Source organism: Vibrio sp. V31_P5A7T61 (assembly GCF_009904895.1).
Taxonomy (GTDB): domain Bacteria; phylum Pseudomonadota; class Gammaproteobacteria; order Enterobacterales; family Vibrionaceae; genus Vibrio; species Vibrio metschnikovii.
In genome coordinates this window covers 13,326-39,656 of sequence record NZ_WXWI01000064.1, presented here as the reverse complement: position 1 = coordinate 39,656, position 26,331 = coordinate 13,326, and the positions used below count along the sequence as shown (strand labels likewise).

The 26,331-nt window shown below is 42.3% G+C and carries 26 protein-coding genes; 13 read left to right on the top strand and 13 right to left on the bottom strand.

The window, feature by feature from the left end; all coding sequences use genetic code 11:
• Positions 1 to 150: 150 nt before the first annotated feature.
• From CAG58_RS14535 to CAG58_RS14525, 3 genes are all read right to left on the bottom strand, one after another.
• Positions 151 to 483, bottom strand: a complete 333-nt coding sequence (locus tag CAG58_RS14535; protein WP_158137348.1) for a PBPRA1643 family SWIM/SEC-C metal-binding motif protein — start codon at positions 481 to 483, stop codon at positions 151 to 153.
• A 153-nt stretch (positions 484 to 636) separates the two neighbouring features.
• On the bottom strand, positions 637 to 2,394 hold the full coding sequence (locus CAG58_RS14530) for a diguanylate cyclase domain-containing protein (RefSeq protein WP_161429639.1): 1,758 nt from the start codon (positions 2,392 to 2,394) through the stop codon (positions 637 to 639).
• A gap of 153 nt (positions 2,395 to 2,547) precedes the next feature.
• Entirely contained in the window at positions 2,548 to 3,783 is a 1,236-nt protein-coding gene (locus tag CAG58_RS14525; protein ID WP_202598313.1) for a GGDEF domain-containing protein, read from the bottom strand.
• Between the two features lie 298 nt (positions 3,784 to 4,081).
• Here CAG58_RS14525 and CAG58_RS14520 point away from each other — a divergent pair, with 298 nt between their 5' ends.
• The 9 genes from CAG58_RS14520 to CAG58_RS14480 all read left to right on the top strand — a co-directional run bounded on the left by CAG58_RS14520 (position 4,082) and on the right by CAG58_RS14480 (position 12,367).
• Positions 4,082 to 4,459 (top strand): late competence development ComFB family protein, encoded by a 378-nt coding sequence (locus tag CAG58_RS14520; protein ID WP_161425219.1) that lies wholly within the window; start codon positions 4,082 to 4,084, stop codon positions 4,457 to 4,459.
• A gap of 2 nt (positions 4,460 to 4,461) precedes the next feature.
• On the top strand, positions 4,462 to 4,740 hold the full coding sequence (locus tag CAG58_RS14515) for an HlyU family transcriptional regulator (protein WP_004396310.1): 279 nt from the start codon (positions 4,462 to 4,464) through the stop codon (positions 4,738 to 4,740).
• A gap of 95 nt (positions 4,741 to 4,835) precedes the next feature.
• Positions 4,836 to 6,377 carry a Re/Si-specific NAD(P)(+) transhydrogenase subunit alpha gene (locus tag CAG58_RS14510; RefSeq protein WP_161425220.1) on the top strand — a complete coding sequence of 514 codons (1,542 nt, stop codon included), beginning with the start codon at positions 4,836 to 4,838 and terminating at the stop codon, positions 6,375 to 6,377.
• Between the two features lie 12 nt (positions 6,378 to 6,389).
• Positions 6,390 to 7,766 (top strand): Re/Si-specific NAD(P)(+) transhydrogenase subunit beta, encoded by a 1,377-nt coding sequence (gene pntB / locus CAG58_RS14505; protein WP_154171053.1) that lies wholly within the window; start codon positions 6,390 to 6,392, stop codon positions 7,764 to 7,766.
• Positions 7,767 to 7,951: 185 nt separating this feature from the next.
• Positions 7,952 to 9,427: a sensor histidine kinase VxrA gene (gene vxrA, locus CAG58_RS14500; protein ID WP_161425221.1), complete on the top strand. Its 1,476-nt coding sequence runs from the start codon at positions 7,952 to 7,954 to the stop codon at positions 9,425 to 9,427.
• On the top strand, positions 9,402 to 10,061 hold the full coding sequence (gene vxrB, locus CAG58_RS14495) for a response regulator transcription factor VxrB (protein ID WP_161425222.1): 660 nt from the start codon (positions 9,402 to 9,404) through the stop codon (positions 10,059 to 10,061). Before vxrA ends, vxrB begins: the two co-directional genes overlap by 26 nt.
• 3 nt (positions 10,062 to 10,064) lie before the next feature.
• Complete coding sequence (locus CAG58_RS14490) at positions 10,065 to 10,940, top strand: DUF2861 family protein (protein WP_161425223.1); 876 nt, start codon at positions 10,065 to 10,067, stop codon at positions 10,938 to 10,940.
• Between the two features lie 58 nt (positions 10,941 to 10,998).
• Entirely contained in the window at positions 10,999 to 12,162 is a 1,164-nt protein-coding gene (locus tag CAG58_RS14485; protein ID WP_158145076.1) for a conjugal transfer protein TraF, read from the top strand.
• 40 nt (positions 12,163 to 12,202) lie between these two features.
• On the top strand, positions 12,203 to 12,367 hold the full coding sequence (locus CAG58_RS14480) for a YoaH family protein (RefSeq protein WP_004396324.1): 165 nt from the start codon (positions 12,203 to 12,205) through the stop codon (positions 12,365 to 12,367).
• A 380-nt stretch (positions 12,368 to 12,747) separates the two neighbouring features.
• Here the strand turns inward: CAG58_RS14480 and CAG58_RS14475 are convergent, their stop codons facing one another.
• From CAG58_RS14475 to CAG58_RS14465, 3 genes are all read right to left on the bottom strand, one after another.
• Positions 12,748 to 14,019, bottom strand: a complete 1,272-nt coding sequence (locus CAG58_RS14475; protein ID WP_004396326.1) for an O-acetylhomoserine aminocarboxypropyltransferase/cysteine synthase family protein — start codon at positions 14,017 to 14,019, stop codon at positions 12,748 to 12,750.
• 328 nt (positions 14,020 to 14,347) lie between these two features.
• Positions 14,348 to 14,659 carry a stress response translation initiation inhibitor YciH gene (yciH, locus tag CAG58_RS14470; protein ID WP_004396328.1) on the bottom strand — a complete coding sequence of 104 codons (312 nt, stop codon included), beginning with the start codon at positions 14,657 to 14,659 and terminating at the stop codon, positions 14,348 to 14,350.
• A gap of 18 nt (positions 14,660 to 14,677) precedes the next feature.
• On the bottom strand, positions 14,678 to 15,064 hold the full coding sequence (locus CAG58_RS14465) for a DUF3319 domain-containing protein (RefSeq protein ID WP_154171059.1): 387 nt from the start codon (positions 15,062 to 15,064) through the stop codon (positions 14,678 to 14,680).
• Between the two features lie 101 nt (positions 15,065 to 15,165).
• Here CAG58_RS14465 and CAG58_RS14460 point away from each other — a divergent pair, with 101 nt between their 5' ends.
• Positions 15,166 to 16,119 (top strand): tyrosine-type recombinase/integrase, encoded by a 954-nt coding sequence (locus tag CAG58_RS14460; protein WP_161426171.1) that lies wholly within the window; start codon positions 15,166 to 15,168, stop codon positions 16,117 to 16,119.
• On the opposite strand, the gene CAG58_RS14455 is transcribed toward CAG58_RS14460, so the two are convergent.
• Together CAG58_RS14455 and CAG58_RS14450 are read right to left on the bottom strand one after the other, a co-directional pair.
• Positions 16,103 to 17,107, bottom strand: a complete 1,005-nt coding sequence (locus tag CAG58_RS14455) for a D-alanine--D-alanine ligase (protein ID WP_161426172.1) — start codon at positions 17,105 to 17,107, stop codon at positions 16,103 to 16,105. The two genes, CAG58_RS14460 and CAG58_RS14455, sit on opposite strands and share 17 nt — an antisense overlap.
• A gap of 195 nt (positions 17,108 to 17,302) precedes the next feature.
• On the bottom strand, positions 17,303 to 17,878 hold the full coding sequence (locus tag CAG58_RS14450) for an SPOR domain-containing protein (protein ID WP_040905007.1): 576 nt from the start codon (positions 17,876 to 17,878) through the stop codon (positions 17,303 to 17,305).
• Positions 17,879 to 18,157: 279 nt separating this feature from the next.
• Here CAG58_RS14450 and CAG58_RS14445 point away from each other — a divergent pair, with 279 nt between their 5' ends.
• Positions 18,158 to 20,845: a bifunctional acetate--CoA ligase family protein/GNAT family N-acetyltransferase gene (locus CAG58_RS14445; RefSeq protein ID WP_161426300.1), complete on the top strand. Its 2,688-nt coding sequence runs from the start codon at positions 18,158 to 18,160 to the stop codon at positions 20,843 to 20,845.
• 17 nt (positions 20,846 to 20,862) lie between these two features.
• On the opposite strand, the gene CAG58_RS14440 is transcribed toward CAG58_RS14445, so the two are convergent.
• From CAG58_RS14440 to CAG58_RS14425, 4 genes are all read right to left on the bottom strand, one after another.
• Positions 20,863 to 21,750, bottom strand: a complete 888-nt coding sequence (locus CAG58_RS14440) for a LysR family transcriptional regulator (protein WP_154171063.1) — start codon at positions 21,748 to 21,750, stop codon at positions 20,863 to 20,865.
• 41 nt (positions 21,751 to 21,791) lie between these two features.
• On the bottom strand, positions 21,792 to 23,480 hold the full coding sequence (locus CAG58_RS14435; protein ID WP_161429640.1) for an SgrR family transcriptional regulator: 1,689 nt from the start codon (positions 23,478 to 23,480) through the stop codon (positions 21,792 to 21,794).
• An 80-nt stretch (positions 23,481 to 23,560) separates the two neighbouring features.
• Entirely contained in the window at positions 23,561 to 23,794 is a 234-nt protein-coding gene (locus CAG58_RS14430) for a DUF3389 domain-containing protein (RefSeq protein WP_154171065.1), read from the bottom strand.
• Positions 23,791 to 24,246 (bottom strand): hotdog fold thioesterase, encoded by a 456-nt coding sequence (locus tag CAG58_RS14425; RefSeq protein ID WP_161425671.1) that lies wholly within the window; start codon positions 24,244 to 24,246, stop codon positions 23,791 to 23,793. The genes CAG58_RS14430 and CAG58_RS14425 overlap by 4 nt, the downstream gene beginning before the upstream one ends.
• Positions 24,247 to 24,393: 147 nt before the next feature.
• On the opposite strand from CAG58_RS14425, the gene CAG58_RS14420 reads away from it, so the two are divergent.
• Together CAG58_RS14420 and CAG58_RS14415 are read left to right on the top strand one after the other, a co-directional pair.
• Positions 24,394 to 25,188: a M48 family metallopeptidase gene (locus CAG58_RS14420; protein WP_161425670.1), complete on the top strand. Its 795-nt coding sequence runs from the start codon at positions 24,394 to 24,396 to the stop codon at positions 25,186 to 25,188.
• A gap of 138 nt (positions 25,189 to 25,326) precedes the next feature.
• Positions 25,327 to 25,893 (top strand): PhnA domain-containing protein, encoded by a 567-nt coding sequence (locus CAG58_RS14415; RefSeq protein ID WP_154171068.1) that lies wholly within the window; start codon positions 25,327 to 25,329, stop codon positions 25,891 to 25,893.
• Positions 25,894 to 25,988: 95 nt separating this feature from the next.
• Here the strand turns inward: CAG58_RS14415 and CAG58_RS14410 are convergent, their stop codons facing one another.
• Positions 25,989 to 26,180 carry a hypothetical protein gene (locus tag CAG58_RS14410; RefSeq protein WP_004396347.1) on the bottom strand — a complete coding sequence of 64 codons (192 nt, stop codon included), beginning with the start codon at positions 26,178 to 26,180 and terminating at the stop codon, positions 25,989 to 25,991.
• Positions 26,181 to 26,331 lie beyond the last annotated feature (151 nt).

The window sequence follows — 26,331 nt, the reverse complement described above, 5'->3', positions numbered from 1 at the left end:
ACAAACGCTTCAAGAGGGACTTCCAACGCGTGGCATTTTTATTATGCGTTGATTTTGGTGATTACGGTGTAATACGGAAAGTTGGTAGTAGCGTTGTCAGCCCTATAAGAAAACCGTCAGAAGACGGTTTTTAATCTAACTATCTATATTTTAAGCACAGCACTTTTTGTACTTTTTTCCGCTTCCGCAAATACACGATTCATTACGGTTTGGTGTTTTGTCATAGGTAATAGTTTTAGGTTTGTTTAGTAGCGTATCAAGTTCAATAGTGTTCTCTGGCTGCTTTGAGTCTATGGCAATATGAGCCACAATCGAGTGCTCAGAAAGTAAAGTCTCTATCTCAGTTTTACGAGCCTCGGTTGAGACGACAATATTAATTGGAGCTTCCTCAGTGCCTGTTTTTATATCACGCTTTACGTTGTAGCCTGACATAACGTGGTTTTGTCTAGCATCGATTCGACCTTTGAAAAATAGTTTGGACATTTGCAGCTCACTGATAGATTGGTGTGGTGTAGTTTGGTCGCGATTATACGGCACAATGGCAATTGATAAAGAAGTTCCTACAATAGGCGGTATATAAAGTCGGGCATTTTTATTGTGTGTAAAGTTACTAGCAGTATCGTTAGTTCAACGTTGCTATACGTTTACTTGCTTATTGCGATACATTTCTCGGTCAGCTCTATTAAGCAATTCTGAAGCGGTATCTCCATCATTAGGGAAGTTAGCTACTCCGAGGCTAGCATGAATCGATAATGTTTTTTCTTTTAAAACAAAAGGTTTTTGAAAGGCATGTTCGATTTTTCGTACCACGTCATTGATATGTTCGCTTGGTAAATGAGGCAATAAAATGACAAATTCATCACCCCCGATACGAGCTAAAGTATCCGATGCTCTAATACTCTCAGTCAGACGTTGTGAGATCGCCTGCAAAAGTTCATCGCCCACTTGATGCCCCCAGTAGTCATTGACAGGTTTAAATTTGTCCAAATCAATAAAGATAACGGCAAACTGAATAGGATTACGTTTAGCTTGTAAAATTAACTGTTCCATTCTTTCCATAAGTAGCCTGCGATTCGCCAGTCCAGTTAACGTATCATGATTAGCGAGATGGGTAATTTCACGTTCCGCTTGTTTTCTATCCGTAATGTCACTGATAAAGTTTAAAGAAGCGGGTTCACCATACCAGTCAACCATAACGCCACTAACTTCAATATCAATGATATGTCCATTAGCATGAATTAGCTGTGCTTGATAGCGTTGCGGCGGTGTTGCTTCTTTACTTAGACGCTGATGATGGGCTTTTAACACAGCAGGTTGGTATTCTGGACTTACTAGGTCGAGGAATGAAGAAAGCTCAAGAAGTTGCTCAATACTGAGACCAACGATTTGCGCTAAATAGTGATTAGCGTATACAAAACGTTGATTCTGAATAACGCCAATCCCTTCATGGGCAGTATCAACCAATGAGCGATAAAAGCGTTCACTTTCTCGAAGTCGTAATTCAATGTTATCTTTTTCCACTAACGTGGTTTCTAATTGAGATTTTAGTGCTAATAAACGTCGATGAGAGCGGTACTGTAGTAACCCGGCAAATAATAATGCACAGATAATGATCATAGAAATCATGATGATTTTTACGATCATTATCCAGTCGTAACGATAACTCACAGAAATAGGTACGTGTCGATTAATGGCTTGATTGATATCTTCGACAGTCAATGTGGCAATGGCCTGATCTAATTGTTCTAGCAATAATGGGTGCTGGTGAAGTACACCGATTCGTAACAAATTCTTATAGTCACCGATTTCACCTGCGATTTTAAGATTAAACCAGCCTTCGTTTCTAATAGTATACGCTGCGACTAATAATGAACGTAATGTTGCATCGGCTAGCCCTCTATCCACTAAATCGAAAGCCTCTCGTTCTGTATCAACAGGGATTAAATTGATGTTTGGATAGTCACGTTTAAGAAATTCATACACAGAGGTACCGATAGGCAGAACAATACTACTATCGGTACTGGCGAGATCGTTTAAGTTATCTACATAGTGATGCTCGTGTCGAGTAATTAAGACGTTAGGATTAACAAGATACGGCCGAGTGAAATTAAGCCATTGGCTGCGTTGTTCGGTTTTATTGAGTAACGCCAGAATATCACATTCCCCAGCTTGGGATTTGACTAAGCTTTCGTTCCAATCCACTGTTGGTATTACGACGAACTCCAACTTGGCTCGCTGAAAAATCACTCGTAATAAATCTGCTGCAATGCCAACAAACTGACCATCAGGGGTGATTTTCTCTAAAGGTTCCCAATCAGGATCGACACACATCCGTACAGCTTGCTGTGACCAATCCCGGTCAGCCCATGCGATAGCGGGAAAGGCTAATGTCATTAGGCATAGCATTTTAATAAGATATTTATTAATGACGTTAAAAAAAATGGTCAATGCATCGATTCTCTATACAGTGCGGTTAAAAAATTAATCACAAGAAAACATTAGCATACTTTTATTTGATAAGTTGCGATGGGCGATAACAATTGTTACTTACTTAATGACTTTTATGCAATTCCGCCCAGCTTTTTTAGCGTTATACAAAGCTTGATCGGCTAAGGTTAATGCAGATTTTGGGGTGGGCTCTACGTGACTATCACAAATGCCGATACTAATAGTAATAGTAACGGATGACGCTTTATGATGTTTACGTTTTTTTGAACCGTCTTGATGATTAGCGGGGCGAGTGTCTGTATCTCGAATAACTAAATCGTAATGTTCGATATCGTGACGTAACCACTCTAAATGTGGTTTTGCTTGTTCTGCCGTTTTGCCTTTAAAAAGCAAAGTAAATTCTTCACCACCATAACGATAAGCTCGTCCATTACCGGGAACGAGCCGTAAGCGACTGGCAACAAGTTTTAGCACATCGTCACCAGTTTCATGGCCATAGGTATCATTGAATGCCTTAAAGTGATCGACATCAACCATTGCAATCGTGAAGTTTTTCCCTAAACGCTGCAGGTCAAGATCCAAAGCGTGTCGGGCAGGCAGTTGAGTTAATCGGTCATTGAAAGCCAATGCATGACCTGCTGCGATCAAATACAAGATCAATAAGACACCAGCGAGTGAAAAAAGAATGCTGGATATAAAGGAAACGTGGAAAAAAATAAAGGTAGTGCTGGTTAACAATAAAGCGCTGTAAATAGTGGCATCGATCATACGATTTCTGGTTAATACTAAAATCGCACAGACACCGACTAAAGCGAAAAGATAAAGTACTAGAATAAAGGGTAATCGAGAAATTTGCGGAACGCTGTAAAGTAGACCTTCATGTAAATCAATGACAGAGCCATCATAAAAGTGAGTAACACTCAACATCCCCCACAGTAACAACATCAGTAACAGCCCGATGAATTTGGCAAAACTGCGTGTAGCGAGCCCTTGATTATAAAAAGCATAGCTAATGAGACAAGCCACGGGAAGTAGCGTTGCCAAGAGAGACAATTCAAGTAATGTTGAACCATCGGATAGGGGGGATTGCAGTCGGTATTGAACAATCAGGTAACTTACCAGCAACACACTGGCGATCATGGCTATCCGACTTTGCTTAAATAAATGAGCGATAGCAATAGCGCTGACAAAAAGCACGTAAGGTAAATTTTGCGCAAAGCCAATATTGCTTTGCACGACCATAACGAGGTTATCGATTCCGATCCAGACTGTAATAAGTAACAGGATAGGGAAGGCAAAACGAAACCAAGATGAAGAAGCAAAATCTGTCGACATAGATTATTCATGCGCCATTTGAATCAATGCAGTCCCTTATTGGTGAAAAGTTACGCAAATGGTTTAAGTCCCTTTGGTTATAAGAATACGTTGATTTCAATAATTGCCAAGTTTTTTGCTACACTGAACAGGTGTTAATCTGATGCTTTCACATTTTTACTCAGATATACCCAAACGACTTGAAGTTGCAGGTAGTCAACACCGCTGCAGCTTTAAGTAGGAAGGGCATGGCTCATTTCAGTATCATTGGTCGAAACATAGGCTTAAGGATAAGTTCGCATGATTCAGGAGAAAACGGATGCAGTTAAATGTTGATGTACATAACTATATGGAAACGTTAGTAGGACAAGTATTGATTCAGCGTCAATATAGTGAGAAATACAATCATGACCAATTAGCGGATCTGGCCTGTCTTGCATTGAGTCAAATGCGCCCGGTTTATATCCGACATGATGTCGACTTCCTTTCAGCCCTTCCTGAAGAGCGGTTGGTGATTTTAAAACAACAAGTTCTCGCTGCCATTCAAGCGGCGGAACCCATGATCATTGAAGATCGTCGTAGTATGCGAGATAAAGACATTCCCGTTATTTTATCTCAAGCTCGGTTTGATCACGATAATCCGTTAGAATGGTATGAAGAACCAATTCTGAAGAACAACAAGAAACATAAGGAGTAGTTGTGGGATTATTTGCTCGCTGGTTTGGGGGAAGAGAGAAAAAGCAACCAGAATCAATTCAGCCTGTTGAATATAAAGGTATGCTCATTTATCAAGAATCGATCGCGGAAAACGGCCAATACCGAGTCGCTGGCCGAATTACTCAAGAGATTAATGGTGAGTTACAGACCCATCGTTTTATTCGTTCTGATATTTTGTCGAATAAACAAGAGGCTGATCAGTTAATGTTAAAAAAAGCTCAGCTTTTCATTGATCAGATGAGTGGTCAGATCTTTAACTAATTTCTCCAGTCGTTGACAGAAGTCATGAATAAAAGAACGCTAAGTCGCTATGCTTAGCGTTCTTTTATTTTTTGTCCCAAAATCAAGGAAATGAAATGCGAATTGGTGTGCCAAAAGAGAGGCTAGCGGGGGAAACGCGAGTTGCAGCCTCACCTTCATCAGTAGAGCAACTGATAAAACTCGGCTTTGAGGTTGTGGTTGAATCTCAAGCCGGTTCATTAGCGAGTTTTGAAGACAGTGCATTCCAAGCGGCTGGTGCGATGGTTGAACCCTCCGAGGTAGTATGGAATTGCGATATTGTCTTAAAAGTGAATGCGCCAATTTACAATGAGCAAATCGATGAAGTCTCGTTATTAAAAGAGCACGCGACATTAATCTGTTTTATTTGGCCAGCTCAATATCCTCAGTTGCTAGAAAAACTGGCAATGAAAAGCATTAATGTATTAGCGATGGATTGCGTGCCGCGCATCTCTCGAGCTCAAGCCTTAGACGCATTATCATCAATGGCGAATATCGCTGGCTATCGAGCGGTCGTAGAAGCGGCCCATCAGTTTGGCCGTTTCTTTACTGGGCAGATCACCGCTGCTGGTAAAGTCCCTCCCGCGAATGTCTTTATCGCTGGTGCCGGGGTAGCTGGCCTTGCTGCTATAGGTGCAGCAGGAAGCCTTGGCGCAATTGTTAGAGCGTTCGATGTTCGTCCTGAAGTTAAAGAGCAAGTGCAATCAATGGGCGCTGAGTTTCTGGAAATTGATCATCTGCCGACGGTTGCTTCGAGTGATGGGTACGCTCGAGAAATGTCGGATGATTTCAATCAAAAAGCAGCAGAGCTTTACGCAGAGCAAGCAAAAAAAGCCGATATTATTATCACTACCGCACTGATCCCTGGTAAACCAGCACCGACACTCATCACCAAATCGATGGTAGATAGCATGAAACCGGGTAGTGTGATTGTTGATCTGGCGGCTGCAAATGGGGGAAACTGTGAGTATACGGTCAAAGATCAGTTGATTACGACTGATAATGGCGTAAAAATTATTGGCTATACCGATATGGTTGGTCGCCTTCCTACTCAAGCTTCTCAGCTTTATGCAACGAATTTGGTCAATTTATTGAAATTGCTTTGCAAAGAGAAAAACGGCGTAATTAACATCGATTTTGACGATGTTGTATTGCGCGGGGTCACTGTCATTAAGCAAGGTGAGATCACCTGGCCTGCTCCGCCTATCCCAGTCTCTGTGCAGCAGCCTGCCCAAAGCAAACCGATGGTAGAGAAACCACCCAAACAACCTGCATCACCTTGGAAAAAATTGGTTGGCTTAGCGGCTGGTGTCGGTGTCTTTGCCTGGATAGCATCGGTAGCTCCAGCCGCTTTTCTCGGTCATTTTACGGTTTTTGTGTTAGCTTGTGTGGTTGGTTATTACGTAGTGTGGAATGTAACTCATGCATTACATACCCCTTTAATGTCAGTAACTAACGCTATCTCTGGAATTATTATCGTCGGTGCTTTAGTACAAATCGGCCAAGGCAATGGGATAGTAACCTTTTTGGCATTTATTGCCGTTTTGATTGCAAGCATCAATATTTTTGGCGGCTTTACGGTCACGAAACGTATGCTTGACATGTTCCGTAAAGACTAAGGGAGAACAATAATGTCTGCAGGATTAGTACACGCGGCTTATATTATTGCTGCCTTATGTTTTATTTTGAGTCTAGCGGGATTATCGAAACAAGAATCAGCACGTACCGGTAACTATTACGGTATGGCCGGTATGACGATCGCGCTGCTAGCTACCATCTTCAGTCCTGAGGCACAAGGGCTGAGCTGGATTATTTTAGCCATGATCATCGGGGCCGTCATTGGGATCCGTTTCGCCAATAAAGTAGAGATGACACAGATGCCAGAGCTCGTTGCGATGTTGCACAGCTTTGTTGGTATGGCTGCCGTATTGGTCGGTTATAACAGTTTGCTCGATGCTCCTTTAGTCGATACTCATGCGGAACATGTAATTCATTTGGTCGAAGTTTTTATCGGAGTATTCATCGGTGCCGTAACGTTTACTGGGTCGATCGTCGCGTTTGGTAAATTGAGCGGTTCAATTAGCTCTTCGCCTCTAAATTTGCCACACAAGCATAAGTTAAATCTCGCGGCGTTAGTGATATCGGTTCTGTTACTCATGCAATTTTTAAAGATGGATGGCGGCTTATTGCCGTTGATCATCATGACCATGATTGCTTTAGCCTTTGGCTACCATCTGGTTGCTTCAATCGGTGGCGCTGATATGCCGGTTGTAGTTTCAATGCTCAACTCTTATTCGGGATGGGCCGCGGCCGCCGCTGGCTTTATGCTCGCCAATGATTTGCTGATTGTGACCGGCGCTTTAGTCGGATCGTCTGGGGCGATTCTGTCTTATATTATGTGTAAGGCGATGAACCGTTCATTCATCAGTGTAATTGCTGGTGGTTTTGGTCAAGAAGTAGTGATCAGCAGTGATGAACAGCAAGGTGAATACCGAGAAATGAACGCTGAAGAGGTAGCTGAACTTCTCAAGAACTCTCGTTCTGTCGTGATTACCCCGGGGTACGGTATGGCTGTCGCGCAAGCACAGTATCCTGTTTACGAGATCACCGAGAAGTTACGAGCATTAGGCATTGATGTCCGTTTTGGGATTCATCCTGTGGCTGGTCGGTTACCGGGTCACATGAATGTGCTATTAGCAGAAGCTAAAGTACCTTACGATATTGTATTAGAAATGGATGAAATTAACGATGACCTATCCAAAACCGATACCGTCTTAGTGATTGGAGCGAATGACACGGTCAATCCAGCGGCGTTAGATGATCCTCATAGTCCAATTGCAGGCATGCCAGTATTAGAAGTATGGCACGCGAAACAAGTGATTGTGTTTAAACGTTCAATGAATACGGGTTATGCAGGAGTGCAAAATCCGTTGTTCTTCAAAGACAATACCTTCATGTTATTTGGGGATGCGAAAGAGAGTGTAGACGCCATCTCCAAAGCGTTGTAATCTGATGACATCAAAGCATGAAGCCAGCAATTTGCTGGCTTCATGCTTTCTGGTATACGAACAAAGCTCAAGAGGGAAGGGAAAATGTCCCGAACCAATAAGAGCGATACTTTGGTATATTATTGACAGTGATATAACAAGCGTTGTTTCTATTTATAGATAATACATCATCATTTTATGGTTTTATGATCAAACGATTATTTACATTGACAAGAACACTCATCCGCAGCTTAGTGCTTGCCGCTTGTACTTTTACTGTTTCAGCTTTTGCCGATTCCCTACCAGAGCGGATTGAACTGTTTGTATCGCTGTTTGATGAGCAGGCAGCTATGGTCACTTATGATATTCGAACGATTCAAAAAGAGTATCCTACTCGATTATTAACACCAGACAGCATGTTGCCACAAACTGCGTCCTATCCATTAAAAGATATTCAGCTTTTGTACCAGTTAGCCCAAAGTTGCTCGGGTAATTTACCATTGAACCCTTTAGTAACGGAACCTTTAGTCTTTACTCGAGCGTTGTGTAAAGGAAGTCAATTACCCGTGCGTTGGTTTGCCAGAAGCTCATTGATTCATCCTGGTGGTGGTACTTATGCTGCACGCTACGCAGAAGTTTATCCTGATCAATATGCACAACTTGAACCTTTTATGCATATTCAAGAGCGATCGCAAGCACCTAGCCAATCTTTATTGGGCCGTTTGCAGAGAATGAACGAAGAGGCGATGAATGCATTGATCGCGGGTGCGATTATGTTTGGTGATAAGGATGAACTTTGGTTAAGAAAAGGCGATGAGTACTACTTATTCGATGATAGCATTTGGCAGCTAAATGCCAGTCAAGCGGGACTGGCATTTAGTTTTGTAGAAAGTGATAGCACATGTTTTGTTCAACGAGGCAATTTATGCTGGAACGTACAAGATCATACGGATTTACTTCGTATCAGTATGTTTGTATTGGTGTTGGCAAATATTTTTTTGGTGATAAGTTGGTCAATTTATCGTTGGAACTCTAAACGACAAGAAATGAAAAGTAGGATGCTAATCTTACAAATTCTAACTCATGAATTGAGAACGCCCATCGCTAGCTTATCATTAACAGTTGAAGGGTTTCGCCGAGAATTTGAACATTTACCCGAAACTGTATACGATGAGTTTCGTCGCCTTTGTGAGGATTCTCGCCGTTTAAGACAGCTTGCCGAAGCCAGTAAAGATTATCTACAGTCGGATAATAAACCGCTCGCGACCGCTTGGGTTCCATCGGTTGAAGAATGGTTGCAATACAAAGTAGAAGAAGAGTTTACTCAACCTATAGAGTTAATTGTTGAACAAGATATAGCGGCAAAGCTCAACGTATATTGGCTTGGGACCTGTATCGATAATTTAATTCGCAATGCCGTAAAATACGGTGTTGCTCCTGTAACCTTAGAAGTCACGTCAACAATTGATTCAGTTACCATCAAGGTGACTGATCAAGGAACGCTGACCCATAAAGATTGGCGTCATTTACGTAAGCCTTTTGTAAGTAAAAGTGGCTTAGGACTTGGCTTAACGATTGTTGAATCGATGGTTGGTAGAATGGGAGGCCGTTTGACCTTAATCGGACCACCAACCACGTTTATTTTGGAGATACCTTGTGAAACAGACATTGCTTCTCGTTGAAGATGATAAAAACCTTGCTGACGGTTTACTGGTAAGTTTAGAGCAAGCGGGATATGACTGTTTACATGCAGAAACTATCGCCGCAGTAGAGCAATACTGGGAAAAAGCGGATTTAGTCATTTTAGATAGACAATTACCTGATGGTGATTCAATTTCTCATCTCGCGGAGTGGAAAGCTTTAAAAGAGATCCCTGTCATCTTATTGACCGCTTTAGTGACCGTTAAAGATAAAGTGACAGGCTTAGATGCGGGAGGAAATGACTATCTCACCAAACCGTTTGCTGAAGCTGAGTTATTTGCGCGGATCAGAGCGCAGCTTCGTTCACCGGATGGTGAAGATAATGATGACAGCAAAGTGATCACACCAAACTTGGTGATCGATAAAGCCACTCGAGAAGTATTTTTTAACCAACAGTGTATTACCTTAACGCGAACTGAGTTTGATTTATTGCTTTTTCTCGCCAGCAATTTAGGGCGAGTATTTACTCGCGATGAATTATTGGATCATGTGTGGGGTTACAATCATTTTCCAACGACACGAACGGTGGATACACACGTATTGCAATTGCGTCAGAAACTACCTGGGTTAGAAATAGAAACACTCCGTGGCGTTGGGTACAAGATGAAAGCCTAAATCATGCACAGTAAACTATGTCTTATTGGCACGCTAGTGTGCGTGCCTTTTTATGCACAAAGTGTTGAATGGTTTGAGAGTAGTAGTCCATTAACTCAAGTGCATCAGCATCTACTTAACAATGATCTTGATCGAATGTTTCATTCGCTGGTTGAAGTTTGGCAACTGAATCAAACGAAGAATACCAAAACACACCTAAACGATGTATTGATCCAATCGTTATCGGTGGACTGTGGTAAGGGGCTAACCAGCAAAACCTTTCCGGTATGGCTAAATAGTATCGTCATTCGTAAGATAGATATTCAAAGCCCTGGTCGTGACGCATATCAAGTCATATTAGAAGCACAAAGCGATAAGGCACTCAATAATATAACGTTAACTCAATGGGTCGAGAGGCCTATTTCTACCGACAGCAGCTTCACCCGCTCAGGTGACAGCGTCACTGAAGGCGGAGTAACCTTTCGTAAACATTATAATCTGAATTCCAAGTTATCGATGGGGTTGTACCGAATCGATATCACGGCTGAAGATCAAGATTCGTGGAGCACTTGGGTTATCTTTGGCGAACCTAAAGCGAAGCAAACGGTTCGTTGGTCGAGTAAAGATCAATGGACGGTTGATAAAAATGCATTATTGAATCGCCATTGTCCATTGCCTCGGTTAGATGTGTCGGTGTACGATTATTTTGATGGTGAGTATAAAGAAATTTGGCAACAAAGTTATGAATCAAATTATCCGACTCAGCTTGAGTTAACCGATCTAACATCGGATCGCTACATCTTAGCGGTTTCAATGACCCATAAACGCTGGCAAGGGCCAATAATCATAGAGCAAGCTCAAGTTATCAGTAAAACCTATAATGTTTCTCTAGAGGAATGATTAAAGTTGATAGACAATAAGCCGTTATAACAACAAAGTAACCAACGGTTTATTGGATATGAACAGTAAAAAACATATTTGGCTTTTAACGCTTCCCGCACTGCTGGTTGCCACAGAGACTCTTGCGGCGAATTATGCCATTGAAGCACGCGGAGATGCCATGGGCGGCGTTGGCGTGGTCTCTGCAAACTATCTTACTGCTCCATTTTATAATCCTGCTCTAGTGGCTATTTATCGTCGTAATGATGACGCTGGGATGATTTTACCTAGCGTTGGATTTACCTATAACGATCCTGATAAATTAGTAAAAAGCATCGATAACATCGCTGATCTGATTAACAGCAATGACCCAAGTAAGGCCCCTGAATTACAAGCGGCTCTTAATGATATTGATGGTAATACACTCAATGCTAATCTTGGTGGGGTTATCGCTTTTGGTATACCAAACCGCTATATATCTGCCAATATATTTGGCAAAGCGTACACTGAAGTGTATGCCGCTCCCAGCATCGCATCAGATTGCCCTGTAAGTGGTGCTAATCCTAGCAGCCCTGAATGTATTCTTGAGCAGGCACAAAATAGCGGTATTAATGCTGTGTCTATTGCCGTTACTGAAGTTGGTATCTCGTTAGCCAAATATCAAACCTTCCTCGGTCAACATATGGCTTTTGGTATCACTCCGAAATTACAACGCATTTATACTTATGTTTATCAAGCCAGCTTTAACAACTATGAATTCAAAGATTTGTTAGATAACGGTACGGGAGAAACCACATTTAACATTGATGCTGGTGCGGTATGGTTTTATGGGCCTTATCGTTTAGGAGCGGCTGCCACCAATTTGATCAGTCGAGATATTTCAACGCAAACGGTAAACTCTGTTCAGTATGATTATCAAATTCGTCCACAAATCACGCTCGGTGCTGGCATCGTTGCTGATTATGCGACCTTGAGTGTGGATTATGATTTGAATACCGATCGTCGATTTAATAACTTTGCCGATGATACGCAAATGATCCGTATTGGTGGTGAAGTGGATATCATGCGTCAATTAAAATTGAGAGTAGGGTATAACAAAAATCTTGCCTACAGTGGTCGAGACGGTACCATCACTGCTGGAATTGGATTATCACCATTGAATATCATTCAGCTCGATATCGGAGCGAGCTATACCAATGAAAATGCTATGGGTGCATATATAAACTTCCTTGCTAGTTACTGATAGTCTCTTTATAGTGAGGCTCCCCAATAGGAGCCTATTTATGTTTGACGATATACCGACTTTAACTCACAGTGAACAGCAAGCCGCTGTCGAAAAAATTCAGCAAATGATGGCAGAAGGGATCAGTACCGCACAGGCTATTCAAATTGTATCTCAAGAAATTCGTCGTCAGTATGCTGAGGATCAGCAGAATAAAGCAGAATAATTGTCTATTTAAGAAGAGCACATATGTGCTCTTTTTCTTTGATTTTCTGTGTCAATAACGTCCTCATTGTACCAAACAAAAGCTTATTTTATATTCATGAATGTACAACAGAATCATTGACTACGTTGGATCTGGCAAGAGGGCTTGATGTAATAAAATATTTATCAGTTGGCTGATAATAGAGTTGAGTACCCTTTATCTTAACGCACTATAACTTAAGTTGCGCCGTAACATAAAACAAAAAATGAAGTTTTAATTTTTTAACCCCCATAGCAATCATAAATATAAAATAGCTTAATAGAGAGAAGCTTCAGGATTCTTCTTCCGATCATGGCCACAGGGATCCCATCAAGGCCATGATTCAGATATCAGAATAAGATTTACACGGTAGCTTGTAACGCTTGTTCAAGATCAGCAAGCAAATCATCAATATGCTCTATGCCTATTGATAACCTAACCATATCAGCTGAAACGCCTGCAGCTTGTAATTCTTGATCATTGAGCTGGCGATGAGTCGTCGATGCAGGAATCGCGGCGCAACTTTTTGCATCACCAATATTAACTAAACGAAGAATTAGATTTAATGCATCATAAAAACGCGCCCCAGCTTCTCGGCCACCGACAATACCGAAACTTAGGATACCAGAGGCTTTTCCATGCATATATTTTTGGGCAAGTGAGTGATCTTTGTGGGTGCTTAAACCCGCGTAATTTACCCAATTCACTTGTGGATGTTGGCTAAGCCATTGAGCTACAGCAAAAGTATTGTGATTAATTCGCTCAATCCGCAAAGCTAATGTCTCTAATCCTTGTAATAGATTCCAAGCCGCCTGAGCACTCAGCGCCGCTCCCATATTTCTCAAAGGGACAACACGCGCTCTAGCGATAAAAGCCGCAGCACCAATATCTTGAGCATAGTTAACTCCATGATATGAAATATCCGGCTCATTTAATAATGGAAAGCGCTGCGGATAAGCATGCCATGGAAACTTACCTGAATCGACAATCAGACCGCCAATCGTGGTTCCGTGACCGCCAATATACTTTGTAGCAGAGTGAACCACAATGTCAGCACCATGTTCAAAAGGTCGCCACAAAAAGGGCGTAGCCACCGTATTATCAACAATTAACGGTAAACCATGTTGATGGGCTAGGTTAGCTATCATTTCAATATCAACGATACTGCCGGATGGATTGCCGATACTTTCACAAAAAACCGCTCGGGTATTATCATCAATCATTTGAGCTAACTGAGTAAAATTGTCTTTATCTACAAATCGAACCTCAATACCTTGTCTAGGCAAAGTATGAGCAAATAAATTATAAGTTCCACCATATAACTCACTGATTGAAATAATGTTATCACCAGCTTGAGCAAGAGTTTGAATAGCATAAGTAATCGCGGCCATCCCAGAAGCGACCGCCAGTGCGCCAATACCACCTTCAAGTGCTGAGATACGTTGCTCAAGCACATCACAGGTCGGATTCATAATTCTAGAATAAATATTACCTTGGACTTTTAAATCAAAAAGATCTGCAGCATGTTGTGCATCATTAAAACTGAATGAGGTGGTTTGATGAATGGGTACCGCAACGGAGTTTTGATTATCAGCTTGATAACCATGGTGTAAAGCGATCGTTTCACGTTTCATTACATATCCTTATAGTGATAAACGTAAGGCATGTATAGAACCATGAGCATGATATTGATGTCAATATTAATGGCACACTCTAGTGCGCATTATCATTGTTATGTTAAATAAATCGGGTTTTTAGTTAAGTTCATAAGTAGATCTATTTCAATCACTTACCCTGATTTCCAATCACTTGCCTATTTTGAGTTATAGGTCTACGCTAACTTCATGTGTTGGTGTTTCTAGGTTTTTTGTTAGGTTCATAAGAGTATGCATATTTAACAGTATTCTGATTTACCATAAAATAGCAATAACGACTCTTGTTATCGATATACAAGTGTCGTTATTAGCTTCCAGCAAGCTTTACCGTGTAACCTTTTTTTTCAAGCAATTGCTTAATTTTATCTCGCATTTCACCTTGAATTTCAATATGACCATCTTTGATCGAGCCACCGCAGCCACAGGACTTTTTTAGCTCAGCAGCCAGCAGCTTGAGAGGCGCATCATCAAGGTCTAAACCCTTAATAATTGACACACCTTTGCCTTTGCGACCTTTCGTTTCTTTGTGAATTCTGACAATCCCATCACCTTTCGGACGTTCGATGCTTGGGGCTTCAGGCTTAATACGGCCCGTTTCCGTTGAATATACAAGAGTCATAATATACTTCGTTCTTTGTTACTTTTTTAATTGAGTTTGTTGAGCTTCCGCTTTCTGTTTTGCAATCAGATAAGCTTCGATATGTTTTTGAATAGCAACTTTTGCTCCTTTGATCAAGCGGCCATTGAAAAAGCAATACCATCCATTGGGTTCCCCTGTATCATTTTTTAACATAAAACCGTTGAATTGCTCTTGAATCGTTTGTGAACCACCTTCTCGTTTTTTGCCAATCGATTCAAATTCACTTGGGTCAATCAGCGATGCCGTATCACAAAACCAATCAATACTTTTTTTTACTGCAGCGAGGTTTCCAGTTAAAACGTTTTTTTTGATCTGCACTTGCCAGATGTCTGGTGAGTTATCTGCAGATTTTAGAGTAAATCCTCGGTATGTAGTGATTGCCATGATGACCTACTTATTTTTGTCATTGATAGTTAAATAATAATTGTATCTTCTCGGTACGCAAGTATATTTAGTAACTAATTAGAAAGTTATAGTGCATTAACATGAAAAGACCTCTTGTACAATTGACCGAAGCAAAACAGATCAAAGCTAAGCTATTGGAATTTAAGCATCCTATCACACCACAGCAGCTTGCTCTATTGACCCGAGAACACTATCAAAAAAATTCATTACTCGCCTTCAGTAAAGATTGGAATATTTTCACTGAATTTTGTCAAAGAAAATCAGTAAACCCTTTACCGGCCTCCGTTACCGCCGTTAGGTTATTTCTTGAAAGTGAAGCCAAGGTAAGAAAGTTTAGTACCATTAGACGTTACTCTGTCACTATCGGTATGATTCATTACTTACTGAATCAAAAAGATCCGACGTTGAATGTTCAAGTTCGTCAACTTCTTCAACGCTTAAGGGCAGAAAAATACGGCGATGAGAAACAAGCTGAATGTTTTACTCGTCAACACTTGGCATCACTTTATCAATTGATGGTTAAAAGTAATGAAAGCCTCGCGATACGTGATTTAGCTATCTATCACGTGATGTTTGAATGTGCCATGAAACGAGGAGAGCTTAAAAAGCTCAGCTTCACGGATATTACAGAAGATCATAGTCAACTTAGGATCGGCAATGAAATCTATCAATTATCCCCTTCCGCCCAGCAAATATTAGCTCGTTGGATAGCATTAATCTCTCAGCAAGACGGCGCTGTTTTTCGCTCAATTGATAGGCATGGCAACATCAATAATCGACCTTTAGATGATTCATCCATCTACCGTATATTAAGGCGTGCTGGTGATTTATTAGCGCTACCACATTTAAAGTTTTCAGGTCAATCGACCCGAATTGGTGCAGTAAAAGAGCTAGCTGAACAAGGCTATCATACTAAAGATATTCAAAGTTTTGGCCGTTGGTTAAGCCCTGCGATGCCTAACCAATACTTAGGTAAGTTACACACCGCAGCAGTCGCTAAAATAAAATTTACTCGAATTAAACCTTGGACATAAGTGAGCGTTGGACACAATCAGCTAAAAACACGGAGAATGAGTGGCCGTGGTGTTCCAGCATTTTCGGGAACATTGAAATGGGCGTCATACCCGGGAAAGTATTCACTTCATTAAGATAAATTTCACCTTGTGAGGTAAGGAAAAAGTCAATTCGAGCAAGATGTCTTAATTTCATATGCACAAAAACTTTCTCTGCATAGCGCTTAATGAGGTCTCTTTGCTCTGCGGTGATATTATCCGCAGTCACTTTAGTCATTGAGTGGCTATTTGCGCTGTATTTCTCTTCATAGCTATAAAAAGCATCATCAGGAGCAATAATCTCGCCAGGCTGAGTAATATGGAGTTTGCCACCGAGTTCATAAGCGGCGACTTCTAATTCTCGTGGTTTGACGGCTTGTTCAACCAGCACTTGATCAGAAAAGGTAAAGGCATCATCAATTGCCTTGGCAATTTGCTGCTTATCGGTGACCTTGTAACAGCCAACCGATGAACCTTGTCGAGCCGCCTTAATAAACACTGCGCCCCATTTATCAAAGGCTTGCTGGGCTTGACGTAAAGCTTCATCGTTATTTTCTGTTAAAAATAAGTAGGGTGTATTAGGAATACCGAGTGCGTCATACCATAGTTTCGACGTGATTTTATTGAAACTATTACTACTGGCTTCTGGTCCACATCCTAAATATGGGATACCGGCCAGCTCTAGCATCGATTGGATGTCGCCCGTTTCTCCCGGATAACCGTGGATGCAAGGCACAACAAAGTCAATGCGACGAGATCCATGCTCACTGTTTAGTGAGGCAGAGTTCGTATCAAGATAAACCATATCGCCAGACTCAGTAAACCAGCCAGCAGGTTTCATCTCTACTCGAATCACGTCGAACGATGGCGTTAACGTCAGTTGTTGCTGCAAATAATCAGCGGAAACTAGCGAGATCTCATGTTCTGATGAGCCCCCACCACATAAAAGTAAAATTGTTGTTTTTTTCATTACACTGTTCCGTTACACCAAAATTCGGTTGCAGGCCACGAGGCCAAGTGATGCAGTAACTACATTCATTTTATCGGCTATGATAGACAATTCAGCACAGAGGTACACCATAGAAGAGGATTTATTACCTAATCTTAGTTTAATTGTGTAGAGAATAAACAGTACAGGGGCAAAGGCCCCTGTTGTAAACGTTCATTAGTTGAGTTTATTTAGTGTGGGGAAATCTGAGTTTTTAATACTATCAATGCTCTTAACGAATGGTTTCAAGTCACGGAATTCTTCTGGCAATCTTTGCAAGGCGTTCAACGCTTCCTGACGAGTGGCATAATCACCATACAAGACCGTGTACCATTTCGTACCATTAACGACTTTATAGTTTTCCCAGATCGGTTGTTCATCTTTAGGTAACTGATTCGCAAATTGATCAACCTTAGTTTGCGCCCCAACGGCAACAACTTGAATGGTGAAGCCATAACGTGGATTCATTGCTAATTGCTGTTCGGTTGGTGGTGCAATAGTGACTTTAGGTTTGGCTGGCGGCGTTGCTTTGACGATTTGTTTCTCTTCAGCCGGAGCCATTTTGATCACTTGAGCTTGAACATTACGCTCGGAGACACCGTCAGCGTTACCCCTTTCTGAGACAATAGGTTTAGGAATATCAGCCACGGCAAACTCTTCCGTGTGGCTTTGAGTTGTTACATCCGTGATATAATTTTCTGAGGCACAGGCGGCCAGCAGCGCGCACAAGCCAACAATCGCAATTCTTTTCATAAACCAATAACACCTTAGATAGAAAGTAATGTAAATCATGCCGATAGCGCGTCTTATAATCAAGTATAGGATGTGATTATCTCTGATTATCCTGTGATTTGTGGCACAAAGTGAAAGAGAGATGATGTCATGAAGATCACATCCAGACTAAATACATCAACACCATTAGATAATTTTAACTACAGTGTTGTTGATATGGCTGTATTGACCTTTGGTGAAGATTTCATGCTAAAGGCAAAACTTAGTTATTGGCTCGTTACCTTTTAGGTCTTTTGCATCATGAATTCTATTAACCCGCTACTTAATCCAAGATCTGTGGCTGTGATTGGCGCTTCAACGCGATCTTTTCGTGCCGGTAATATCGTCATGAAAAACCTACTTCAGGGCGGTTTCGATGGTGCAATTATGCCAGTAACGCCTCGTTATCCTTCTGTGTGTGGAGTCTTGGCTTATAAGACCGTGCTTGATTTACCTCTCGTTCCTGATATTGCTATTCTTTGTACCCATGCTTCTCGTAATCTTGAACTTTTCCGTCAATTGGCAGAGAAAGGCGTTTCATGTGTTATCGTGTTATCTGCCGATATGTACAGTGAAGATGCCCAGCAGCATGAAGTTCAGCAACAGTGCCTAACGATAGCCAAACAAGCGGGCATACGTGTGCTTGGCCCTAATAGCCTCGGTATTATTCTGCCTTGGATACACTTCAATGGCTCATTCTCTCCAGTCAATGCCTTAAAGGGCCATATTGCTTTTATTTCTCAGTCAGCAGCCGTCTGTACTACGATTCTTGACTGGGCCAATGATAAACAAATTGGCTTTTCGGCTTTTGTTTCCCTAGGCAACGCCTGCGATATCGACTTCGCTGATTTACTCGATTCGCTCAGTATCGACAAGCACACTCACGCGATTTTGTTGTATGTTGATACTATTAAAGATGCACGCCGCTTTTTATCCGCGGCACGTGCCGCGTCTCGTAATCGACGAATACTTGTTTTAAAAGGTGGTAGAACCGCTGCAGGGCGAAAAGCGGCTAAAATACACACTGGAGGCGAAGACACACTAGACATTATTTACGATTCTGCCATTCGCAGAACCGGTATGCTGAGGGTTAATAATACGCATGAGCTGTTTGCGGCCGTTGAAACATTAACTCATGCCGTACCACTCCAAGGCGAGCGGCTAGCGATCATCACTAATGGTGGTGGGCCTGCTATTATGGCTGTCGATACGTTACTCGAACGCGGAGGCAAATTAGCACAATTAAGCCATACCGTTTACCAACAACTGGATCAATGCCTTCCGCGTAGTTGGTCGCAAAATAACCCGATTGATATTGTTGGGGATGCTGACCACACTCGTTATATTAATGCGTTAAAAGCGGTACTCGACAGTGATGATATCGATGCCATTCTGATTATGCACTCTCCTTCCGCCATCGCGCACTCAGAACAAACAGCAATGGCTATTGTTGAGGTGATTAAAAACCATCCTCGGGCGAGGCGTTTTAATATTCTGACTAATTGGTCTGGGGAACTCACCGCTCGCCCTGCTCGGCACATTTTTACTCAAGCCGGTATCCCGACCTACCGCACGCCAGAAAGTGCCGTCGTCGCTTTCATGCATTTGGTTGAATTTAGGCGTAACCAAAAACAGTTGATGGAAACACCGACGACCACTGAGTTGGTGACCGCTTCAGAAATCAATAGCGCCAAAGCGTGGATCGCCGAGCATTTAAGTGAACAAGAAAGTGTACACATTGATACTCATCAAATAGGCAGTTTTCTCAAATGCTTTCATTTTAATGTGTTACCGACTTGGATTGCTTCGGACAGCAGTGAGGCGGTACACATAGCAGAAACGATTGGCTATCCGGTTGCGGTAAAATTGCGTTCACCAGATATTGCTCATAAATCCGATGTACAAGGCGTTATGCTTAACCTACGCAACCGTAACGAAGTCGCCAATGCCGCGCAATCGATCCTTGATAGAACTCAACTCTCCTACCCTGCAGCTAGGGTGTATGGCTTGTTGGTGCAAGCAATGGCCAAGTTGGGCGGAGGAGAAGAGTTACGTATTAAAGTCAAACACGATGCTATTTTTGGTCCGGTAATTTTACTGGGGCAAGGCGGTTCTGAATGGGAAGAGTCATTGGATGCAGTCGCTGCATTACCGCCATTAAATAGTACATTAGCAAGATATTTAATTGTTCGGGCGCTACGCAGCGGTAAAATTCGTCTACAAAAACAACCAGTACCAATAAACATTGACGGTTTATCCGAGTTTTTAGTCCGAATTTCCCAACTGATTATTGAGTGTCCACAAGTACATGAATTGGATATCCACCCTTTACTGGTCAATGGTGATCAATTTACGATTCTAGATGCCGATTTGATATTACAGCGTTTCGAAGGGGATGCGCAAAGTCGGTTAGCTATCCGTCCCTATCCTTCTGAATTGGTGGAAAATGTCATCGCTAAAGATGGGGAGCCGTTAACTCTTAGGCCGATTCTCCCCGAAGATGAGCCACAACATGCCGCTTTCATTCATCGAGTCTCAAAAGAAGATCTGTACAAACGCTTTTTTTCGGATGTCGGTGAATTTAATCACGAAGCGCTAGCCAACTTTACCCAAATTGATTACGACCGAGAGATGGCTTTTGTTGCTGTCAGCCATAAAACCTCACCAGCAGAGATCATTGGCGTCTCACGAGCATTGATCAACCATGATAATAGTGATGCTGAATTTGCCATTTTGATCCGCTCCGATCTTAAAGGTAAAGGGCTCGGATCATTACTAATGAAAAAGATCATTGATTACTGCCAAGCGAAAGGCACTGCCCGCATCTCAGGTATGACCATGCCTAGCAATAAAGGGATGCTTAGTTTAGCCCAAAAACTCGGCTTTAGTATCGAGATCCATTTTGAAGATGGAACGGCAGATATGGTCTTAACCCTGACCAAACCGTAAATCAATACTCTGGTAGATCAGACGAGATTCCAATGTTTTTTCAAATATTGAATACACCACGATTTGGCTTCACCCGTCGTATTTCTACGCCACGCCATAACAATATCAATATGTTTATCCATGCTGCCCGATATCTTTTGCAACTGCCCACTGGCAATCAACGGCTGCGCGATTTGTATCGGTAACGTACCAATACCTAATCCCTCCACCAGCGCTTGGCATTTGGCATTAAAATTACTCACCGTCAAACGCGGCTGTTTTTCTAAGATATTAATACTCATCGCTGGCTGTTCCCGCGCTGTATCGGCAATCGCAATCACTCGATACTTCTGTCGAGCCTGCTCATCAAACTCACCACGACGGCGATGAACATAATGATCGCTCGCAGCAACCCAAATCAGTGACATTGAGCCTAATCGCTCTGATTTTACTTCTTGCGGTAAACTGTCTATCTTGGGGCAAATCAGTAAATCGGCTCTTCCTGTAGCGAGAGACTCCCAACTTCCGGCTAAAATCTCTTCTTGTAGACGAATTCGAGTTTTACTGACATTGCCTAACGCATCCACCAAAGGAAAAAAGTTCGCGACCGGAATGATGCCATCAAAAGCCAATGTAATATCCAATTCCCAACCGTTAGCAAGTAACGTCGCATCGTTAACTAGCTTCTCGGCGGCCGACAAAATGGTTCGCCCACGCTCAAGGATCAACCGTCCGGCATCAGTAAAACTGGCTTTGTGACCAGAGCGATCAAAAATCATCATATCCAAATCTTGTTCAAGCTTTTGAATTTGATAACTCAATGAGCTTGGTGCGCGGTTCAGTTCATTGGCCGCGGCAGCAAAACTGCCACGGCGATCAATCGCATCAAGGATATGTAGCGCTTCTAAAGTAATCGGGCTTTGCATCTCTTCTTTCCTCATACAAGATCGGTGATTAGACGATCGTTTTACTCTGGCTTTACCCATACTTGGCTAAAATCAAACCAGCCTAAGGCATTGCACTTTGCATTTTGTAACGCACCACATTGATCTTTATTCACCCCTAACCAGCAATGAAACATTGGAATGATCTGTTTACTGGCGACTAAGGACTTACCGAGCTCTTGAGCGGGAAAAGGGGTTGATTCATCGCTCGCACGCCATTGATCAATCAATCCAGACCAACGATAAAAATCCTCAGCTTGACTCATTGGTTCAATATCAGAGTAATCCAATAACCAGCCAGCCAGTGCATCATCCCGATGGTTAGCAATACCCATAGCTTTGATCCAAATGTCTACCTGATCGACATCATCGACGGTTAATTCATATTTAATGAAAGTTACCTCAATGCCATCTTCTTTAAGTAGGCGTTCAATACACTTTGCTAAAGTAGGAAACATAGGATGCTGGGCATGATAAGCAACTGTAACGGTATTACCGATTGGCGGTTCAACGGCTGACATTGGTCCATTTTGATGATACCAACCCGGCTTTAATCCATAAGCAGGCAATACGCCCAGTTCAACCACTTTTTCTTCTGGTAACAAACGAAATAAATTCAGCGCACTGAGTTTAGTTTGTAGATAACTGGCCCAAACCTCATTAGACGCAATCCCATTACGACGATTGAGTAATAAATAAGTGCAACCGGGATCGAGTTCAACATCTTCACTAAATGAACCGCGTTGACTTTTCATCGGATGCGTTAAGCTCGGAAATACCATTGAGGAGTGCACTTCATCAATAACCCATACTTCGACACGGTCCAGCAATGGACGAAAACCAAAATAGCCATCAAATGCTTGTAGCACTAGCCTTTTCTCATCATTAACGAATACCTTATAAGGACCACTGCCCACCGGTTTTTGATCAAAGTCATCCGCTCTTAATGACTCTGGCAATAAAATTTTTGCACAAGATTCTGCCAGCAATAACGGTAAGCGAGTATCAGGTTTTGATAGATGGATATCGACGACCCAATTATCCGGAGTCGTAATGGCGTCAATGTGCGCAAACAAATTTACCAAACGTAATTGCCATAGACTCTGCACCACTATCTCAGTGGTCATTAATTCACCGTTATGAAAACGTACTCCAGGGCGTAAATAAAACCGCCAGTGTGTTGGACTTAACGCTTGCCAGTGATGGGCAAGATCCGCTTGTAGCTGTTCCTCTTCATCTAAACGAGTCAAACCAGAATAAATTTGCCGCGCAATATGCAGCTCTGAACGGCGCATCGGCTTCGTGGGATTAAGCATAGAAAGTGGTCGATAATACGGCAAACGCACCACTTGCAAGCCCTCTTGGTGTTGTACACCTAGGTAACTTTGGATAACTTGGGTTAACTTAGCGGCATCTTGATCCAATACCGCCAGCGCTTGACCTATCTTGCCTTCTTGCAGATAACGGCGAGCAAGGTTTTCACTGACATCTGCCCGACTACGTTTAAAAATAAGCTGTGAGAGTTTGCCGCGTCCTGGAGCGGGATGCCATTCAATCCACCCCTCATCTTCTAATTTGTTGAGAACAATGCGCGCATTACGTCGAGTGCAAAATAAAATGTCGGTAATATCGTCTAATTGCGTCTCTGCATCTTGACCATGAAAATGAGCAAATAAGGTTTCAAATTGGACACGTAAGCGAGGGCTACTCATAAAGGAGGAAACTCTATATCTTAAAAACTTACTACAGTTTCCTCTATTTAGGTCCTTCAGTGCAAGAGCAGGCCACCAGTTTAGGAGATATCGCAACCTAAAGATTGAGCAAGCTCAGATAATTGCTCACTGTTATCGAGCTTAACCGACCATTTTACACCACCACTGTTGGCTAACAATACATTCGCGCCTCTGCCAAGTAAAGTGACATTGTCACTTGATGATTGTAGGCTAATTGAATGTTCACCCAGTAAACGCACCACCACTTCATGTGCGGTGGCAATAATTTTCCCACCGGAAAATTCCATCATCATTCGCTTGCCTCGCTATCTTGGCTTACTTTATTACGCTGCTGTTTGACCGCCAACGTTAAACGGCTGACACAGACCAAGCGGCCTTGTTCATCGGTAATATCTATCTGCCAAACTTGAGTGGAAATCCCAATATGGATAGGTTTCGCCGTGCCAATTATCTGACCTTGTCGCATAGCCCGTAAGTGATTAGCATTAATGTCTAATCCTACACAATAGCGAGTCTTATCGACGGCAAAATTACCGGCAATGGAGCCTAAGGTTTCGGCTAAAACCACCGATGCTCCACCATGCAACATTCCCAATGGTTGATGTGTATACGAACAGACTGGCATGGTTGCCGAGATAGTGTTTTCCGTGATCTCGGTATAAATAATATTCAAATGCTCCATCATGGTATTTTTTGACGTGGCATTTAATCGCTCTAAACTGATTGGCTTTTTCCAAATGTCCATGTTCACCCTTAATAAAATACATCAATAGCCGTCAACAACGCGCATCCAGCAATATTGCATCTCCAACAAACTTGGGTATATTGTACAACCACTTGGCTATCTATCCTACCGAGTCATTATAGGGATGATTATGATTAAGGATGTATTATGCGTTTAAGAATAAAAATCTTAAGCTTAATGATAACGTTGATGGGTTTAACCGCTTGCAGCGCTTCGCCAACTGGGCGCAACCAGCTATTGCTGTTCTCGAATACCCAAATGAGCACGCTCGGCGTGCAATCTTTTAGTCAAATGAAAAGTGAGTTGCCGATCAGTCAAGATGCGGCCTTGACTCGCTACGTACAATGCGTCACCGATGCCCTTCTTCAGTACGTCCCAGCACAGCCTAGCGTCGAGCAATGGGAAGTTGTCCTGTTTGATAGTCCACAAGTGAATGCTTTTGCCCTACCTGGCGGCAAAATCGGAGTTTATACCGGATTACTAAGCGTTGCCGTCAATCAAGATCAACTGGCAACGGTGATTGGTCATGAAATTGCTCATGTACTTGCCAATCATAGTAATGAACGCCTCTCTCAAACCCAACTGGCCAATGTCGGATTACAAGTAACTGATGTTGCTTTAGGAGCTTCAGAATATGCACAATATCGTGATTTGACGATGGCGGCTTTAGGTGTCGGTGTTCAATATGGCGTGATTATGCCTTATGGCCGCCGCCAAGAATCAGAAGCGGATCGCTTAGGATTAACCTTAATGGCCCAAGCTGGGTTTGATCCGACACAAAGTATCGAACTATGGCGAAATATGGCAAGAGCTTCGATGGGACAGCAACCACCTGAGCTACTATCGACCCATCCTTCCCACAGCACACGCATTAATGATCTGGCTGCGAAGATCTCAACATTGCCAGATACCACGCGACAAGCGCCCAATTGTGGACCATAAACTAACATCCCGTTCAAAACGACTTTAATTGTCTTCACTACCCCGAGAGTTGCAGAATATTCTCGGGGTTTAACCCTTCCAATCGTAGGCATAAAGTGGATAATACCCGCGAACTTAATCTTATAGAGGTGGGAATCAATGTCTACTGAAGCAACTTTACTCGAACGCTGTGACTCAAAATGTGAACTGTGCGCAGCACAGAGCTCGCTGTCTCCTTATGTGGTTGCCCCGCATACACAGATCACCGTCGATCACGCTATCATGCTTTGCGCCACCTGCAGCTCACAAATCGAACAACCTGAAACGATGGACGCGAATCACTGGCGCTGTCTAAATGACAGTATGTGGAGCCAAGTGGCGCCCGTTCAGGTAATGGCATGGCGTCAACTCAAGCGCTTATCAGCAACAGAAAGCTGGGCGCAAGATTTGCTGGATATGATGTATATGGAAGAAGATCTTCAAAAATGGGCCGAAATTGGTATGAACGATGATGAAGATAAACCCCGTGACGTGAATGGTGTCGAGCTCAAAAAAGGCGATGACATCACGGTGATCAAAGATCTTCCAGTGAAAGGCTCAAGCATGGTCATCAAACAAGGAACGGCGGTACGTGGTATTAACTTAACCGATGATCCAAAGCACATTCAGGGTAAAGTTAATGGTCAAACTATGTACATTATCGCTGAGTATTGCCGCAAGAAATAAGCAACTTTGTGCTTATCTTTGCTAAGCGCTAAATGTATATAGCAAAAAGCCGACGTTTTCGTCGGCTTTTGTCTTTTAACAACTTATCTTTTTGCTTAACGTGTTAATCCAATATCACGTTGAATATGGCTAGATAATTCTGCAGTGTGGTAATACGTTGTTTGTTTCGTTTCCACAAAAAGAATATCCACCAAATGAGCTATCAATCCTTTGAAGTTAACCGCATAGGTTTTTTTATCCATAGAGGTGGGTGCTGTTAAAGTACCTAAACGCATTGCTTGTGCCATGTGAGCCTCTCTTAATTCGGTAACTTATTTGCGCGCATTTTAAGCAAGCTATTGCTACAAAAGAAGTGACAAAATTTGTCATTTCGAATTAAAAAAACTAATGAAACAACCCCATAACAACTGCGGAATATATATTCAAAACAAACGCATT

What these genes read in the sequence shown, in the direction of transcription:
- pntB (WP_154171053.1), top strand. Translation starts at nt 6,390, where the DNA reads ATGTCTGCAGGATTAGTACACGCGGCTTATATTATTGCTGCCTTATGT.
- CAG58_RS14490 (WP_161425223.1), top strand. Translation starts at nt 10,065, where the DNA reads ATGCACAGTAAACTATGTCTTATTGGCACGCTAGTGTGCGTGCCTTTT.
- CAG58_RS14465 (WP_154171059.1), bottom strand. Translation starts at nt 15,064, where the DNA reads ATGGCAATCACTACATACCGAGGATTTACTCTAAAATCTGCAGATAAC.
- CAG58_RS14520 (WP_161425219.1), top strand. Translation starts at nt 4,082, where the DNA reads ATGCAGTTAAATGTTGATGTACATAACTATATGGAAACGTTAGTAGGA.
- CAG58_RS14440 (WP_154171063.1), bottom strand. Translation starts at nt 21,750, where the DNA reads ATGCAAAGCCCGATTACTTTAGAAGCGCTACATATCCTTGATGCGATT.
- vxrA (WP_161425221.1), top strand. Translation starts at nt 7,952, where the DNA reads ATGATCAAACGATTATTTACATTGACAAGAACACTCATCCGCAGCTTA.
- CAG58_RS14410 (WP_004396347.1), bottom strand. Translation starts at nt 26,180, where the DNA reads ATGGCACAAGCAATGCGTTTAGGTACTTTAACAGCACCCACCTCTATG.
- CAG58_RS14445 (WP_161426300.1), top strand. Translation starts at nt 18,158, where the DNA reads ATGAATTCTATTAACCCGCTACTTAATCCAAGATCTGTGGCTGTGATT.
- CAG58_RS14510 (WP_161425220.1), top strand. Translation starts at nt 4,836, where the DNA reads ATGCGAATTGGTGTGCCAAAAGAGAGGCTAGCGGGGGAAACGCGAGTT.
- CAG58_RS14425 (WP_161425671.1), bottom strand. Translation starts at nt 24,246, where the DNA reads ATGGACATTTGGAAAAAGCCAATCAGTTTAGAGCGATTAAATGCCACG.
- CAG58_RS14455 (WP_161426172.1), bottom strand. Translation starts at nt 17,107, where the DNA reads ATGAAAAAAACAACAATTTTACTTTTATGTGGTGGGGGCTCATCAGAA.
- yciH (WP_004396328.1), bottom strand. Translation starts at nt 14,659, where the DNA reads ATGACTCTTGTATATTCAACGGAAACGGGCCGTATTAAGCCTGAAGCC.
- CAG58_RS14535 (WP_158137348.1), bottom strand. Translation starts at nt 483, where the DNA reads ATGTCCAAACTATTTTTCAAAGGTCGAATCGATGCTAGACAAAACCAC.
- CAG58_RS14460 (WP_161426171.1), top strand. Translation starts at nt 15,166, where the DNA reads ATGAAAAGACCTCTTGTACAATTGACCGAAGCAAAACAGATCAAAGCT.
- CAG58_RS14475 (WP_004396326.1), bottom strand. Translation starts at nt 14,019, where the DNA reads ATGAAACGTGAAACGATCGCTTTACACCATGGTTATCAAGCTGATAAT.
- CAG58_RS14480 (WP_004396324.1), top strand. Translation starts at nt 12,203, where the DNA reads ATGTTTGACGATATACCGACTTTAACTCACAGTGAACAGCAAGCCGCT.
- CAG58_RS14530 (WP_161429639.1), bottom strand. Translation starts at nt 2,394, where the DNA reads ATGACATTAGCCTTTCCCGCTATCGCATGGGCTGACCGGGATTGGTCA.
- CAG58_RS14430 (WP_154171065.1), bottom strand. Translation starts at nt 23,794, where the DNA reads ATGATGATGGAATTTTCCGGTGGGAAAATTATTGCCACCGCACATGAA.
- CAG58_RS14485 (WP_158145076.1), top strand. Translation starts at nt 10,999, where the DNA reads ATGAACAGTAAAAAACATATTTGGCTTTTAACGCTTCCCGCACTGCTG.
- CAG58_RS14435 (WP_161429640.1), bottom strand. Translation starts at nt 23,480, where the DNA reads ATGAGTAGCCCTCGCTTACGTGTCCAATTTGAAACCTTATTTGCTCAT.
- CAG58_RS14450 (WP_040905007.1), bottom strand. Translation starts at nt 17,878, where the DNA reads ATGAAAAGAATTGCGATTGTTGGCTTGTGCGCGCTGCTGGCCGCCTGT.
- CAG58_RS14415 (WP_154171068.1), top strand. Translation starts at nt 25,327, where the DNA reads ATGTCTACTGAAGCAACTTTACTCGAACGCTGTGACTCAAAATGTGAA.
- CAG58_RS14420 (WP_161425670.1), top strand. Translation starts at nt 24,394, where the DNA reads ATGCGTTTAAGAATAAAAATCTTAAGCTTAATGATAACGTTGATGGGT.
- CAG58_RS14525 (WP_202598313.1), bottom strand. Translation starts at nt 3,783, where the DNA reads ATGTCGACAGATTTTGCTTCTTCATCTTGGTTTCGTTTTGCCTTCCCT.